Source organism: Halomonas sp. KX33721 (assembly GCF_001596805.1).
Lineage (GTDB): Bacteria > Pseudomonadota > Gammaproteobacteria > Pseudomonadales > Halomonadaceae > Vreelandella > Vreelandella aquamarina.
In genome coordinates this window covers 68,955-84,507 of the sequence record NZ_LVIA01000008.1, presented here as the reverse complement: position 1 = coordinate 84,507, position 15,553 = coordinate 68,955, and the positions used below count along the sequence as shown (strand labels likewise).

General features: G+C 59.1%; 15 protein-coding genes. 13 read left to right on the top strand and 2 right to left on the bottom strand.

The annotated features are described in order from the left end of the window. The 4 genes from A3220_RS03165 to A3220_RS03150 all read left to right on the top strand — a co-directional run. Window positions 1-440: polyprenyl synthetase family protein (locus A3220_RS03165; protein WP_174524456.1), on the top strand; the 440-nt coding region annotated here is incomplete at its 5' end. Between the two features lie 3 nt (window positions 441-443). Beyond that, window positions 444-2,378: a 1-deoxy-D-xylulose-5-phosphate synthase gene (gene dxs / locus A3220_RS03160; protein WP_062373107.1), complete on the top strand. Its 1,935-nt coding sequence runs from the start codon at window positions 444-446 to the stop codon at window positions 2,376-2,378. A gap of 43 nt (window positions 2,379-2,421) precedes the next feature. Then, window positions 2,422-3,180 carry a co-chaperone DjlA gene (gene djlA / locus A3220_RS03155; RefSeq protein ID WP_062373103.1) on the top strand — a complete coding sequence of 253 codons (759 nt, stop codon included), beginning with the start codon at window positions 2,422-2,424 and terminating at the stop codon, window positions 3,178-3,180. Window positions 3,181-3,247: 67 nt separating this feature from the next. Further along, window positions 3,248-3,871 carry a glutathione S-transferase family protein gene (locus A3220_RS03150; RefSeq protein WP_062373101.1) on the top strand — a complete coding sequence of 208 codons (624 nt, stop codon included), beginning with the start codon at window positions 3,248-3,250 and terminating at the stop codon, window positions 3,869-3,871. Between the two features lie 3 nt (window positions 3,872-3,874). Here A3220_RS03150 and ribA read toward each other — a convergent pair whose 3' ends face one another. Continuing rightward, complete coding sequence (gene ribA / locus A3220_RS03145) at window positions 3,875-4,510, bottom strand: GTP cyclohydrolase II (protein WP_044629902.1); 636 nt, start codon at window positions 4,508-4,510, stop codon at window positions 3,875-3,877. 221 nt (window positions 4,511-4,731) lie between these two features. On the opposite strand from ribA, the gene hemE reads away from it, so the two are divergent. From hemE to A3220_RS03110, 7 genes are all read left to right on the top strand, one after another. Continuing rightward, entirely contained in the window at window positions 4,732-5,847 is a 1,116-nt protein-coding gene (gene hemE / locus A3220_RS03140; protein ID WP_062373097.1) for a uroporphyrinogen decarboxylase, read from the top strand. After that, window positions 5,844-6,704: a polyamine aminopropyltransferase gene (gene speE, locus A3220_RS03135; protein WP_044629900.1), complete on the top strand. Its 861-nt coding sequence runs from the start codon at window positions 5,844-5,846 to the stop codon at window positions 6,702-6,704. Before hemE ends, speE begins: the two co-directional genes overlap by 4 nt. 87 nt (window positions 6,705-6,791) lie before the next feature. Continuing rightward, window positions 6,792-7,817 carry an amino acid ABC transporter substrate-binding protein gene (locus A3220_RS03130; protein ID WP_044629899.1) on the top strand — a complete coding sequence of 342 codons (1,026 nt, stop codon included), beginning with the start codon at window positions 6,792-6,794 and terminating at the stop codon, window positions 7,815-7,817. Between the two features lie 225 nt (window positions 7,818-8,042). Then, on the top strand, window positions 8,043-9,068 hold the full coding sequence (locus tag A3220_RS03125) for an amino acid ABC transporter substrate-binding protein (RefSeq protein WP_062373093.1): 1,026 nt from the start codon (window positions 8,043-8,045) through the stop codon (window positions 9,066-9,068). Between the two features lie 89 nt (window positions 9,069-9,157). After that, entirely contained in the window at window positions 9,158-10,348 is a 1,191-nt protein-coding gene (locus A3220_RS03120) for an amino acid ABC transporter permease (RefSeq protein WP_062359210.1), read from the top strand. Between the two features lie 21 nt (window positions 10,349-10,369). Next, complete coding sequence (locus tag A3220_RS03115) at window positions 10,370-11,470, top strand: amino acid ABC transporter permease (protein ID WP_054640765.1); 1,101 nt, start codon at window positions 10,370-10,372, stop codon at window positions 11,468-11,470. Window positions 11,471-11,508: 38 nt separating this feature from the next. Further along, window positions 11,509-12,285: an amino acid ABC transporter ATP-binding protein gene (locus A3220_RS03110; RefSeq protein WP_290123746.1), complete on the top strand. Its 777-nt coding sequence runs from the start codon at window positions 11,509-11,511 to the stop codon at window positions 12,283-12,285. A 97-nt stretch (window positions 12,286-12,382) separates the two neighbouring features. On the opposite strand, the gene A3220_RS03105 is transcribed toward A3220_RS03110, so the two are convergent. Next, complete coding sequence (locus A3220_RS03105) at window positions 12,383-12,976, bottom strand: histidine phosphatase family protein (RefSeq protein ID WP_062373090.1); 594 nt, start codon at window positions 12,974-12,976, stop codon at window positions 12,383-12,385. Window positions 12,977-13,056: 80 nt separating this feature from the next. Between A3220_RS03105 and A3220_RS03100 the strand changes: the two genes are divergently transcribed. Both A3220_RS03100 and A3220_RS03095 read left to right on the top strand, forming a co-directional pair. Next, window positions 13,057-13,488 (top strand): host attachment protein, encoded by a 432-nt coding sequence (locus A3220_RS03100; RefSeq protein ID WP_044629926.1) that lies wholly within the window; start codon window positions 13,057-13,059, stop codon window positions 13,486-13,488. A 100-nt stretch (window positions 13,489-13,588) separates the two neighbouring features. Continuing rightward, window positions 13,589-15,457: a methyl-accepting chemotaxis protein gene (locus A3220_RS03095; protein ID WP_062373087.1), complete on the top strand. Its 1,869-nt coding sequence runs from the start codon at window positions 13,589-13,591 to the stop codon at window positions 15,455-15,457. Window positions 15,458-15,553: the final 96 nt, after the last annotated feature.

Genomic DNA, 15,553 nt, shown 5'->3' with positions numbered 1-15,553 from the left:
GCGATGGCATGGTGGCTGGCCAAGCGCTGGATTTAGCCGCCGTGGGAGGCCACCCAGACGCCGAAGCAATGGCGCATATGCACGCCCATAAAACCGGCGCGCTGATCGTGGCGGCCGTACGTTTGGGCGGCCTGGTCGCGGTGGAAGAGGACGACCCGCGCCTAGCAGCGCTAATTCGCTACGCCCGCGCCATTGGCCTAGCCTTCCAGATTCATGACGACATCCTGGATGTGACGGGTGACACCGCCACGCTGGGCAAAATTTCCGGCGCTGACGCCGCCCGTGCCAAGCCTACTTACCCAAGCTTACTGGGGCTGGCGGGGGCGCAGCGCAAAGCGAACACGCTTATTGACGAGGCCATTGCCGCCCTCGCCCCGTTAGGCGAGCAGGCCGCACCCCTGGCCGATCTTGCCCACTATATGATCGAGCGCGACCACTAACACATGCCTATGAAGCTGTTCGACGAGATACCCCGCGAGCGCCCGGCGACGCCACTGCTCGACTCTTTTGATCATCCCGCCGCGCTGCGGGCCATGAATGCTAAACAGCTCGCCCAGTTAGCGGATGAGCTACGCGCCTACCTGCTCTACAGCGTTGGCGTGACGGGCGGCCACTTTGGCGCAGGCCTGGGCGTTGTTGAGCTCAGTGTCGCGCTGCACCACGCCTTTCACACGCCGAAAGACCGCTTGGTGTGGGACGTGGGTCATCAAGCCTACCCGCATAAAATCCTCACCGGGCGGCGCGATGCCATGCTCAGCATTCGCCAGCACGGCGGCCTGGCGGCGTTTCCCCGCCGGGCAGAGTCCGAATACGACACCTTTGGCGTTGGCCACTCCAGCACTTCCATTTCTGCAGCGCTGGGCATGGCCCTGGCCGCCCAGGCTCAAAACGACCCGCGCAAGGTCTGCGCCATTATTGGCGACGGCGCGCTCACCGCAGGGATGGCGTTTGAAGCGCTGGCCCACGCGGGCCACGTGAATGCCAATATGCTGGTAGTGCTGAACGACAACGAGATGTCGATCTCCGAAAACGTCGGCGGAATTGCCACGTATTTAGCACGTGTGCTCTCCAGCAAGCCCTACCTCAAAATGCGCGAAGAGGGAAAAAAGGTGCTATCCCACCTGCCCGGCGCCCTGGAGCTAGCCAAGCGTACCGAAGAGCATATGAAGGGCATGGTCAGCCCCGCCACGCTGTTTGAGGAGATGGGTTTTCACTACGTGGGCCCCATCGACGGCCACGACTTAGAGGCGCTGACTCAAACGCTGCGTAACCTGCGCGACCAGAAAGGCCCGCAGTTCCTGCATATCAAAACGGTCAAAGGGAAAGGCTTCCTGCCCGCCGAAGCCGACCAGATTGGCTATCACGCGATTACTAAGCTGGAAAAAACCACCACGACCGTGAGCACCTCGCTGGTGAGCAAACCGGCCAGCCCCAGCGCGCCGAAGAACGCCCCCAAGAAAAAGTATTGCAACGTGTTCGGCGACTGGCTGTGCGATATGGCCGCCGCCGATCCACGCCTCATGGGCATTACCCCCGCCATGGGCGAAGGCTCGGATTTGATTCGCTTCTCGCAAACCTATCCCGAGCGTTACTTCGACGTGGCCATCGCCGAGCAGCACGCGGTCACGCTAGCCGCCGGTATGGCCTGCGAAGGCATGAAGCCAGTGGTGGCGATCTACTCCACTTTCTTGCAGCGTGGCTACGACCAGTTGATCCACGACGTGGCCGTGCAGGACCTGGATGTCACCTTCGCCATCGACCGGGCAGGCCTAGTGGGCGAAGACGGCCCCACCCACCACGGCAGCATGGATCTTTCGTTCCTGCGCTGCGTGCCGGGCATGGTGATTCTGGCGCCTGCCGATGAAGCCGAATGCCGCGCCATGCTCAGCGCCGCCTACTACCATTCTGGCCCGGCTGCCGTACGCTACCCCCGTGGCACCGGCCCTGGGGCCGTCATTCCAGAGCACCTAGAGCCGCTGGCGATTGGCGAGGCCCAGGTGCGTCGCGAGAGCACCAGCGACGGCGTACGCATCGCGCTGCTGGCGTTTGGCAGCGTCAATAGCGCCGCCGCCGAAGTGGCTGAGAAGCTCAACGCCACCCATATCAACATGCGCTCGGTGAAACCACTGGACCGCGATGCTGTGCTCCACGCGGCGGACGAGCATGAACTGCTGGTCACCCTGGAAGAGAACGTCATTGCGGGTGGTGCGGGTAGCGCGGTGAACGAGCTGCTCAACGCGGAAGGCGTTCAGGTGGAAGTGCTGAACTTAGGCTTGCCGGACGCCTTTGTGGAACACGGCACCCCCGCCGAGCTATTGCGCGACTGCGGCCTGGACGCTGAAGGCATCGAGCGCGCTATTCGCGCCCGGCTGCCGTAACCTCCGCGTGTGAACCACGTATTTTTAACCTGTTGAGATGTCTATGTTATTTCTAATTATTGTGTTTGGTTTGATTGGCCTTGCCGTCGGTGGCCCCATTGGCTTACTCGTAGGTGGCGGCCTTGGCTGGTGGCTGGGTCGGCGCATCAGCCGTCGCTTGAACGCTGCCCGTGTGCAAATTCAAGAAGGCTTTTTGGAATCGATCTTCTCCGTGATGGGCTGCCTCTGCCAAGCCGATGGCAAAGTCACCGAGGGCGAGCTAGACGTTGCCGAAAAGCTCTTCGATCAAATGCACCTGCAGGGCGAGCACCGCGCCAAAGCTCGCGGCGCCTTTGACCGGGGCCGCGCGGCTGACTTCAACCTGGATGCCGAGCTGGCCAAGGTCAACCGCCTCACCCAGCGCCAGCCGGTACTGCGCCAAGTGTTTTTACAGGTTCAGTTGAGCGCGATTGCCGCCGATGGCGTGCTGCACCCCGCCGAGCACGAGATGATTCTGCGCGTTGCCCGTGGCGTTGGCTGTAGCGACGCCGAAGTGCAGCAAATCGAAGCCATGCTGCACGGTGCGGCGGCCAATTCTCAAGGTGCCAGCGAAGAAGCCTTAAAAGATGCTTACCGCGTTCTTGGGGTATCAGAAGACGCCAGCGACGCCGAGATCAAGAAAGCGTATCGTCGCCTGATGAGCCAAAACCATCCGGACAAGCTGGCGGGCAAGGGGCTTCCGGAGAGCATGCGCGAGGTGGCGCAGGCCCGCACCAGCGAGATTGGCAATGCCTACGAGCGCATCCGCGCGGCGCGGGGCTAGTAGCTCGTGACAGGGTTCCAGGGAGTCGCTACAGTGAAAACTTCACGGTACTGCCTGGAGCCGCCAAATGATCACGCTATACAGCTTTCCCAATTCCCGCTCGCTACGCGCTGCTTGGACGCTTGAAGAGCTGGGCCTAGAGTACCAGTGCCACCACGTAGCGCTGGATAAAGGCGAGGGGCAAAGTACCGAGCATCTTGCTCGCCACCCGGATGGCAAGGTGCCGGTGCTGGAAGATGGCGAGCTAATGCTGTTTGAGTCTGCGCCTATCTGCCGTTATCTCGCCGAGCAGTATGGCGCAGGGCAACTGCTGCCTCAAAGCATTGCCGAGCGCGCCCAGGTCGACCAGTGGCTTAGTTTCATCGTTACCGAGATCGAGCAGCCACTGTGGCTGCAAGCCAAGCACAAATTCGCCCTGCCTCAAGATAAGCGCGTGCCTTCAGTGCTACCCACCGCCGCTTGGGAATTCCAGCGAGCCCTGCTCGCGCTCGAGCGCCGCTATCGTGGCCAGGAAAATCTAGTGGGCGATACCTTCACGTTGGCAGATCTGTTCTTAACGCACACGCTCACTTGGGCCACAAGCATGAAACATCGCTTGCCGGAGCCGCTGGTGGCCTATCGCGCCCGCCACGCCAATCGCCCAGCGCTTGCCCGCGCCGCCGAAAAAGAGCAGGCGGCAGCGCAAGGTTAAGCGTTACCCCTTACGTTCGATATCCACATCGCTGGCCTGGGTGAAATCATCCAGCGCCATCATATGGCCGAGCTTGCCCGCTTTGGTGGAGAGGTACTGTTCGTTGTGGGGGTTTAAGCCGGTGGTGATGGGCTGACGCTCGACGACGTTCACGCCATCGCGGGTTAGCGCATCCACCTTGCGGGGGTTGTTGGTCATCAGCTTGAGCGCGGTAATGCCCAAGTGGTTGAGCATCGGCACGCAGAGGTCGTAGCGGCGCATGTCGGCGCCAAAGCCGAGCTGCTCGTTGGCTTCTACGGTATCGGCGCCCTGGTCCTGCAGATGATAGGCGCGAATTTTATTGAGCAGGCCAATGCCACGCCCTTCCTGGCGTAAATAGAGCAGCACGCCGCGCCCCTCTTCGGCAATACGCTTTAGCGCTTCTTGCAGCTGGTAGCCGCAGTCGCAGCGCATCGAGAATAGCGCATCGCCGGTTAAGCACTCAGAGTGCACGCGCCCTAACACCGGCTCGCCGCCGCTCACATCCCCCAACGTCAAGGCGATATGGTCTTTACCCGTGGCGTCGTCTTCGAAGCCATGCATGGTGAATGTGGCCCAGGGAGTGGGCAGCCGAGAGGCAGCAATGAAGCGAATGGTCACAGGGTTCCTCGCTGATTAACCAAACCAGTTAACCACACCAGTGTTGGCGAAGTGGGCGGACAGTTTACCAGGAAGCCGCGCAGGCCTCACGGTCTTAGCGGGGTGCGACGATTTTTGCCACGGTTTGCGCCGCCACCCCCGGCTATCTTCACGTACAATTCCTATCTTCAGGTACGATGACTCCCTTACAATGCGGGCAAATTTCTCAAGAGCAAGTGTTTATGACCACCACACCTTTGCAAAACGACCGTTTTCTTCGCGCGCTGGCTCGCCAGCCCGTTGACCGCACTCCGGTGTGGATGATGCGCCAAGCCGGCCGCTATCTGCCGGAGTACCGCGCCAGCCGCGCCAACGCAGGCAGCTTTATGGACCTGTGCCGCAATCATGACTTGGCTTGCGAAGTGACCCTGCAGCCGCTGGAGCGCTACCCGCTCGACGCTGCGATTCTGTTTTCGGATATTTTGACCATCCCCGATGCCATGGGGCTGGGCCTCTACTTCGAAACCGGCGAAGGTCCCAAATTCAAGAAGACCGTACGCACCGCCGAAGAAGTCGCCGCGCTGACCGTGCCCAATGCCGAGCGCGACCTGGACTACGTAATGCGTGCGGTCTCGACCATCCGCCGCGAGCTGAACGGCCGCATGCCACTGATCGGCTTCTCCGGCAGCCCCTGGACGCTGGCAACGTATATGGTTGAAGGCGGTTCCAGCAAAGACTTCCGTCACTTAAAAACCATGCTGTATGACACGCCGGACACCATGCACCAGCTGCTGGACACCCTGGCACAAGCGGTCACCGACTACCTGAATGCCCAGATCCGCGCCGGTGCCCAGGCGGTACAGATTTTTGATACCTGGGGCGGCGCGCTCTCCACGCCTGCTTATTTAGAGTTCTCGCTGCGCTATATGGAGCAGATCGTCTCTGGGCTGATCCGTGAACATGATGGCCGCCGCGTGCCGGTGATCCTGTTCACCAAAAACGGCGGCCAGTGGCTTGAACACATTGCTTGCGCCGGTGCCGACGCGCTGGGTATCGACTGGTCGACCGAGCTTTCTGACGCTCGCGCCCGCGTAGGCCATAAAGTCGCCCTGCAGGGTAATTTAGACCCCAACGTGCTGTTTGCTCGCCCTTCGGCCATTCGCGCCGAAGTGGCCCGCGTGCTGGAGAGTTACGGCCACGGCCCAGGCCACGTGTTCAACTTGGGCCACGGCATCAGCCAGTTCACCAACCCTGATCACGTCACCGCCTTTATGGAGGCGCTGCACGACTTAAGCCCGCAGTACCATCAGGGCATTCCGACCCAAACGAACGACCAGTGCCCAGGAGCCAAGCAATGAGCGACCTACGCGACGACCAGTGGTTTACCGAAGTCTTTGATAGCCACGGCAGCGCTTTCTCGCTGAAAATCACCGAAAAACTGCTGGATGTGCAGAGCCCTTACCAGCATCTAGAAGTGTACGCCACCGAAACCTACGGCAACCTGATGGTGCTGGATGGCTGCGTGATGCTCACCGATCGCGACAACTTCCTATATCACGAAATGATCGCCCACCCGGCGCTGTTCACCCACCAAGACCCCAAGCGGGTGGTGATCATTGGCGGCGGCGACTGCGGCACGTTGAAAGAAGTGCTGCGCCATCCGGGCGTCGAGAAGGTCACCCAGATCGATATCGACGAGGAAGTCACCAAGGCCGCCGAGCGCTTTTTCCCCGAACTCGTGGAAGCCAACGGCGACCCCCGGGCCGAGCTGCTGTTTGCCGACGGCGTGAAGTGGGTGGATGACGCGGCCGACGAGAGCATCGACGTGCTGATCATCGACTCCACCGACCCGGTCGGCCCGGCCGAAGGCCTGTTCAAGACCGACTTCCTGAAACGCTGCCACCGTATTCTGAAAAGTGGCGGAGTGATGGTGCAGCAGAGCGAGTCGCCGCTTTACCATAGCGGTTCGATCATTCGCGAACTGCGCAACGACATGCGCGAATCGGGCTTCGACAGCGTGGCCACTTTGCCCTTCCCCCAACCGGTCTACCCCTCTGGCTGGTGGAGCGTGACGTTGGCAGGTAAAGGCGCCAGCGTTGAAAGCTTCCGCGAAGAAGCTGCCGCCAGCCACGAAATGCCGCTACAGTACTACACAGCAGAGGCCCATCGTGGAGCCCTGGCGCTGCCGCCCTTTATGCGTAAAGCCTTCGCATAAGCGGGCAGCTACGCTAGGTATCTGGCCGGGCTCTGCCCGGCTTTTTTATGCGTAGGAGTTGCTGCGCTCGACGTTAAGGAATAATAAATGACTACAACGCGTTGGTTAGGATTGGGAATCACTCTATTAGCACCCGCTCTCTGGGTACCTGCCACGGCCATGGCCGATACCCTTGAGGCCATTCAAGAGCGCGACAGCGTGCGCTGCGGCGTTAACGCGGCCCAGCCCGGCTTCTCATCGCTGGACGATAACGACCAATACCGCGGCCTGGACACCGATGTGTGCCGCGCCATTGCCGCTGCCGCGCTAGGTGATGCCAGCAAAGTCAATTTCGTACCGTTAGACTCGGTGGAACGTTTTGCCGCACTGCAGTCTGGCGAGGTGGACGTGCTCTCCCGCACCACCACCTGGACCTCCAGCCGCGACACCACCCTCGGGATGAACTTCACTGGCGTCAGCTACTACGACGGCCAGGCGTTTATGGTGGCCAGCGACCTCGGCGTACAGAGCGCCAAAGAACTGGATGGGGCGGCTATTTGCACTCAGTCAGGCACCACCAGCGAACTAAACCTTTCCGACTACTTCCGCATTAACAACATGACCTATGATGCGGTGGTGTTTGATTCACCTGAACAGTCGATTGCGGGCTTCGAAGCAGGCCGCTGCGATGTATTGAGCTCGGATGCCTCGCAGCTCTATGCCCAGCGCATTCAACTGGCCGACCCCAATATGGCCGTGGTGCTGCCGGAGATCATCTCCAAAGAGCCGCTGGGCCCCGCCGTGCGCCAAGGGGATGACCAGTGGTTCAACATCGTGAAGTGGTCGCTGTTTGCCATGCTGAACGCCGAAGAACTGGGCGTCAGCCAAGCCAACGTGGATGAGCAGCTCAGTTCAGACAATCCCGATGTGATGCGCCTGCTTGGACAAGATGGCGATTTTGGTGAAGCCATGGGCCTTTCGTCAGACTGGGCTTACCAAATCGTCAAACAGGTGGGTAACTATGCGGACATTTATGACCGCAACGTGGGCGCGGACTCTGATTTCAACATTGCGCGCGGCCTGAACGCTCTGTGGAAAGATGGCGGCATTCAGTACGCGCCACCTATTCGCTGACACGCTAGGTGACTAGCCACCGACCTCCGCCAGCGGCTGCGCACCAAAAAAGCGCAACGCGTAGCTGCTGGCCTACTTTTTTGCACCACTACCTTCGTCAAATCCGCTGATTTTACGTTGAAAAGCGCTGAATTTGACGGCATATCTTTCTTGGCACCTTCCTTGCTAGCTTTTAATGATGCATCACCATGCATAATGACATTAAATCGAGGAAGGGGAACAAACATGATTAATAAGAAACACCTGGTACTGCTCGCCTCAGCGGGTGCCATCTCCCTCGCCGGTATCGCCACCGCACAAGCCAATACGTTAGAAGATACCCGCGCGCGCGGTGCTGTACAGTGTGGCGTTAGCGACGGCCTACCAGGTTTTTCCGCCCCAGATGATAGCGGTAACTGGCAGGGCCTCGACGTTGACGTATGTCGCGCCGTTGCTGCAGCGGTACTGGGCGACGCGGATGCCGTCAACTACATCTCCCTGAATGCTGTTGAGCGTTTCACCGCGCTGCAGTCTGGCGAAGTGGATGTACTGTCCCGTAACACCACTTGGACCACTACCCGTGACACCACCTTGGGCCTGAACTTCACCGGCGTTACCTTCTACGACGGTATCGGCTTCATGGTGAACAAGGGTTTGGGTATTAGCAGCGCAGACGAACTCGATGGCGCCGCGATCTGTATCCAGTCTGGTACTACCACCGAGCTTAACGTCGCCGACTACTTCCGTGCCAATGGCATGGAGTTTGACCCCATCGTATTCGACACGTCTGAGCAAACCGTGGGCGGCTTCCAAGCTGGCCGCTGTGACGTGCTGACCTCCGACACTTCTCAGCTAGCGGCCTTACGCATCCAACTGGACGACCCCGCTTCTGCAATGATTCTGCCTGACATCATCTCCAAAGAGCCGCTGGGCCCAGTGGTACGTCAAGGCGACGATGAGTGGTTCAACATCGTAAAATGGTCGCTGTTCGCCATGATCAACGGTGAAGAGTATGGCATTACCAGCGAAAACGTTGACGAGATGCTCAACTCAGACAACCCGGATATTGCTCGCCTGCTGGGTCAGGACGGCAACTACGGTGAAGGTATGGGCTTAGAAGCCGACTGGGCTTACAACATTCTGAGTCAGGTAGGTAACTACGGCGAAAGCTTTGATCGCAACGTAGGCATGGGCTCACCGCTGGAAATTGAGCGTGGTATTAACGCTCTGTGGACCCAAGGCGGCATTCAGTACGCACCGCCGATTCGCTAAGCGTCTCGCTTGACCCCGGCCCGCCGCTCCCTCTTAACAGGGAATGGCGGGCCATCTGATTGACCTGCCGTATCGCGGAGACGCCATCCATGTCTGTAAGACCTAATGCTCGCCCGGCTGGCCACAAGCCACCGTTTTGGCGAGACCGCGCCAAGCGTGCGCTCATTTTCCAGTGTCTATTGATTGCCGCTGTCATTGTGTTTCTGTTCTATATTGTCGGCAATGTTCAAGACAACTTATCCTCACGGGGTATCACCACCGGCTTTGGTTTCCTAAACAATACCGCCGGTTTTGGGATCGTGCAGAGTCTGATCGACTACTCCTCCCAAAGCACCTATGGCCGCACCTTCTTCGTGGGCCTGCTGAATACGCTGCTGGTGGGTGGGTTAGGCGTGATCGCCGCCACCATCATTGGTTTTATTGTCGGTATCGCTCGTCTATCGCCCAACTGGCTGATCGCCAAGCTAGCCGCCGCGTATATCGAAACCTTTCGTAACATTCCGCTGCTGCTGCAGATTTTCTTTTGGTACTTTGCCGTGCTGCGCACTCTGCCAAGCGCCAGGGACAGCCTTGCCTTTGGGGAAGCGTTTTTCCTCAACGTGCGCGGACTGTATCTACCAGAACCGCTGTTTGAGTCCGGTTTTGGGCTAATTCCCGTGACCTTTGTGATCGCCATTGTGGCCAGCATTGCGCTGGTGATTTGGGCGAAGCGCCGCCAGGAAGCCACGGGGAAACGTATTCCTGCCTACTGGATCTCCTTTGCGCTGATTTTTGGCTTGCCGCTGTTGGTTATGTTGGTGACTGGCGTGCCTATCACTTGGGAAATGCCCGAACTGCGTGGCTTTAACTTCCGCGGCGGTATTACGGTGATTCCCGAGTTCCTGGCGCTATGGTTTGCACTATCGATCTACACCGCCTCGTTCATCGCCGAAATCGTGCGCTCCGGCATTCAGGCCATTTCCCATGGCCAAACCGAGGCCGCACAAGCGCTGAGCCTGCCGCGTAACCTGGTGCTGCGTCTGGTGGTCATTCCGCAGGCGCTGCGGGTCATCATCCCCCCGCTCACCAGCCAGTACCTCAACCTGATCAAGAACTCGTCGCTGGCCACGGCCATTGGCTACCCGGACCTCGTTTCGGTCTTTGCAGGCACCACGCTGAACCAGACAGGCCAAGCCATCGAGGTCATTGCCATGACCATGGCGGTTTATCTGACCATCAGTCTGCTGGTCTCCATGTTCATGAACTGGTTCAACGCCCGTGTGGCGCTGGTTGAACGCTAGGCCGTTGTCGAGGGCATTCCCATGATTCACAACCGAACGATGATCGAGCCAAAGCCGGCGCCCAGCAGTTCTGTGGGCCCTGTGGCATGGCTACGCAGCAACCTGTTCAACGGCCCGATCAACACGATCTTTACTCTGATCGGCCTGTATATTCTCTACCTGCTCGTGGTTCCCACGGTGCAATGGGCGTTTATCAACGCCGACTGGGTAGGCACTACCCGCGACGACTGCTCTCGCGAAGGCGCCTGCTGGGTGTTCATCAACGCACGCTTCACCCAGTTCATCTACGGCCTGTACCCGCGCTCGGAAATCTGGCGTGCCAATATCGTCTTTGCCGGGTTCTTCACCCTGATTGCCTGGCTGGCGATTCCACGCCTGCCCTTCAAGCACTGGGTGGCCGTGTTTGCGCTGGTCGGCTTCCCCGTGATCGCCTACGTGCTGCTGCACGGCGGCTATTTCGACCTGCCGCGTGTGCCGACCCATCGCTGGGGCGGCCTGATGCTGACCCTGCTGCTGGCCACGGTGGGCATGGTAGGCGCGCTGCCGATCGGTATCGTGCTGGCCCTGGGGCGGCGTTCGAACATGCCCATCGTCAAGAGCTTCTGCGTCATCTTTATCGAGTTCTGGCGTGGCGTGCCGCTGATCACCGTGCTGTTTATGGCCTCGGTCATGCTGCCGCTGTTCCTGCCCTCCGATATGAGCGTTGACCGCCTAGTGCGTGCCCTGATCGGCTTAACGCTGTTCCAGAGCGCCTATATGGCAGAGGTCATTCGTGGCGGCTTGCAGGCGATTCCAAAAGGCCAGGAAGAGGCCGCGGCAGCGCTCGGCATGACTTACTGGAAGCGCATGGGGCTGATCATTCTTCCCCAAGCGCTGAAGATGATGATTCCCGGCATCGTGAATACGTTTATCTCGCTGTTTAAAGACACCACCCTGGTCATGATTATCGGGCTCTTTGACCTTTTGGGGATCGTGCAAGCGGCACTGGCCGACTCACGCTGGTTAGGCTTCTCGTTGGAAGGTTACGTGTTTGCCGCCTTCATGTTCTGGATCTTCTGTTTCAGCATGTCGCGCTACAGTCAGTACCTAGAACGCAAGCTGCATACCGGCCACAAGCGCTAACGCCGCTTTTATCAACGATTTTTTAGCAGGATAGTGACATGACTCAAGCAGCTTCCCATAACCCTGGCACCGGTACTTCGGATCTGATGGTCGAAATGCGCGGCGTCAACAAGTGGTACGGCGATTTTCACGTGCTGCGCGACATCTATCTGGAAGTGAAGCGCGGCGAGCGGATCGTCATTTGCGGGCCTTCTGGCTCGGGCAAATCCACCATGATCCGCTGCATCAACCACCTGGAAGAGCATCAAAAGGGCGAGATCGTGGTCGGCGGCGTGCCGCTGACCCAAGATGTTAAACGCATCGAGCAGATTCGCCGTAGCGTCGGCATGGTGTTCCAGCACTTCAACCTGTTCCCTCACCTCACCGTGCTGGAGAACTGCTGTATCGCCCCTATGTGGGTACAGAAAAAGCCGCGCAAAGAAGCCGAAGAGCAGGCCATGCGCTACCTGCAGCGGGTACGCATCGCCGAACAAGCGAAGAAGTATCCCGGCCAGCTCTCCGGCGGCCAGCAGCAGCGGGTAGCGATTGCCCGCTCGCTATGTATGCATCCGGACGTGATGCTGTTCGATGAGCCGACCTCGGCCCTCGACCCGGAGATGATCAAGGAAGTACTGGACGTGATGATCGAACTGGCCGAAGAGGGCATGACCATGCTCTGCGTGACCCATGAAATGGGCTTCGCCAAGACCGTGGCCGACCGCGTGATCTTCATGGACCAAGGGCAAATCATTGAAGAGAACGCGCCGGAGCCGTTCTTCAACAACCCGCAGTCCGAGCGCACCCGGCTCTTCCTGAGCCAGATTCTGGGGCATTAACGCTGCCCACCCGCACCTGCATCGGCGTGACCGGCCTGGCGGGCGGTGCCGACGTGGAAGTCGACATGATCGCCTGGATTCCCCCCAAGGACGGCGCCTAACCGCCTACCAGCGTGATGCTGGCCGGGGCCAGCGCGAGCTGCTCACGGTGCTGGGTCAATGGCTTGCCTGCCAGCGCCGTGAGCAGAATTTGTAACGGGTCACCGTGGCTCACCACCAGTACCGTTTCCCCTTGCCAGCGCTGCTCCAGTGCTTCCAGCGTCGCGCACATGCGCGCTGCCACGCTGGTGAGCGGCTCTACCTGCCACTGCCGATGCGCGGCACTCTGGGCATCCTGCGCCCATACCTCGGGGTAATGGCTATCTGCCTGGCCTTCCAGCTCGCCAAAATGGCGCTCTCGCAAGCGCTCCTCTTGTTGCATTTCCAGCGCGAACGCCTCCGTCACTCTGGCGGCAGTGTGTGTGGTGCGTAAAAAATCTGAATGTACCACCCGCGTCGGCTCCGGCCAGCGCCACTGCGCCAGCACATCCACCAACTGCTGTTCACCCTGTTCAGAGAGCCCATAATTCGTAAGCCCCCGCTCGGGGGAGCTGATAATTTTCCGCTGGGCGTTAGCCTGGCTATGGCCATGGCGCATGAGTAAATAGCGATTTCGCCAATGATAATTTGTACGCAGTAAGTCCATTGTCATCTCTCAAAAACCGTATTTGACCAAACACCGAACGATTGCCATGGTTAAAGGGTAATCAATGACATGGAGGACGTATGACAATGACCACCTATATCGTGGTAGCCGACGCCGCTCGGGCACGTATCTTCACCCGTGATGCACTTCACCTCGCCGAGCAGGAGAGCTTGGTACACGCTGCAGGCAGGCTGCATGAAGGCGACTTGATCACGGACCGCCGCGGTGCCGATGTTCATGAGTCTACGTCAACGTCATCGCGCTCATCCGGCGAGGAAGGCGCGGCCTCCCAACATGAAAACGAGCTGTTTGCCAAAGAAGTCGCCCAGCGACTCTACACTGCGCGGGTGGACAACAGCATGGACAAGCTGATCATGGTCGCGCCTCCCAAGTTCTTGGGGCTGCTCAAAGAGAAGCTCGATAACCCCACGCAGAAGCTGGTCACCCACACGCTCTCGAAAGACCTCAGCAAAGCGTCCATGGCTGATATTCAGAACGCGGTCAGCGATCTTCGTTAACACTACAGTTAGCGCTTACTAACTTTTTCCTGCTTTTTACTAAAGGCGTAGTCGCTCTCGCCGATACCCATCATGAACCCTGATGATCCCGAGAGCGACTATGTTTTCTTCCCTACGTTTACGTATCTTGCTAGCGGCCCTTATCGCTATTGTGTTGGCTTTAACGGTGAATGGCATTGCTAGTTACACGACTGTAAAGCATCACAATAGTGAGCAGGTTAATCGCAACCTAAGCGCTGTTGTGAATGGAAACACACAGGCCATCGATGAGTGGTTCAATGCGCGCTACACGATGTTAGCCAGCATGGAACACACTGCAGGTAGCGAAGAGCCGCTACAAGCCTTGCGACAATTAGCCGATTCTGGCGACTTTATGACCGCTTACATTGCTTACCCGTCCACATCAGAGGGAATTTTCTCAGACGGCTGGCAACCCCCTAGCGATTATGACCCACGCCAGCGTCCCTGGTATCAAGGCGCGGTGAACGCGCAAGACACTATCATCACCGCCCCGTATGTCGATGCTCAAACGGGCGGCCTGATCATTACCTTCGCTCGCCCCTTCTATCAAAACGGCGAACTAGCCGCTGTGGTTGGGGCCGATATTACGATTGCTGACGTTATCGATATTGTTGCCAGCATTTCCCCCACACCGTCTAGCTTTGGCTTTCTAACCACCAACGATGGCACGCTGGTTGCCCATCCGGATGAGTCGCTGACGCTGGAGCCTTCAAGTGTATTAAGCGATGCGCTCACGCCTTCGGACCTCACTCGCATCGTGCAGGCAGACTCCCCACAGCCGCTAGCTCTGCAAGGCAGCGATAAACTGCTAATGGGCAGTGCTGTAGGCGGCAACAGCGGTTGGCAGTTGGTCGTCGCGTTAGACGAAGCAGAGGCCACCGCAGACCTGCGCGCCATTGCCACCACGTCCATCGTTACCCTGCTGATCGTCGCGGCCATTACCGCTGTGGTATTTGGGCTGCTGCTGTCGCTACTGTTGCGCCGCCTGCTGGGGGTGCGCAACGCGATGGATAACATCGCCTCGGGCGAAGGCGACTTGACCCAGCGCCTTCCCGAAGAGGGCACCGACGAAGTGGCTCAAATTGCCAGCGCCTTCAATCGCTTCGTAGGCAAAATGGAAGACGTCTTGATCGATGTGCGCACCAGCAGCGAATCGGTGCACCACGCCGCTAACGAGATTGCCATGGGCGGCCAAGACCTCTCCCGCCGTACCGACAACGCGGCGTCTAGCCTGCAGCAAACCTCCGCATCGGTAGAGCAAATCACCAGCACCGTGCAGCACACGGCGGCCTCAGCACAGGAAGCCAACAAGCTCTCCCACGCGGCCACCGAAGTCGCGAAAGAGGGCGGTCAGGTGGTGTCGAACGTGGTCACCACCATGGAAGATATTTCCGACGCCTCCAACAAGATTGGCGAGATCGTCACGCTGATGAACAGCATTGCCTTCCAGACCAACCTGCTGGCGCTCAACGCCTCGGTAGAAGCAGCGCGGGCTGGCGAGCATGGCCGTGGCTTTGCCGTCGTGGCAGAGGAAGTGCGCAAACTGGCTGGCCGCAGCAGCGACGCGGCCAACGATATCCAGAAACTGATCGAAGACTCGCAAGCCAAGGTGAATAACGGCACCTCGTTGGTACGCAATGCGGGTAGCACGATGAAGGATATCGTAGACCACATCACCCGCGTAACCGACGTACTGGAAGAGATCAACGCTGCAACCAGCGAGCAAAGCGATGGCATCAAACAGGTCAACATCGCCGTGGCCGAGCTGGACCGGATGACCCAGGAAAACGCCGCCATGGTGGAAGAGTCCACCACCGCCGCCGAGCAGTTGAAAGAGCAGGCGGATCGCCTGACCGGCACGATCAGCAGTTTCAAACTCTCTAACGCGGCATCACCCGCGCTGCAAGCGCCGCAGGATCGCTTACCGCGCACGTCAGAGACCTTCTAAACGTCTCGTCTGCCACTCCTCCATGGCCGCCGCAGCGCTCGCGGTGGCGGCCATGTCATGCGTTAACCATGAATCTTTGTTCTACTGGTTCAAGGA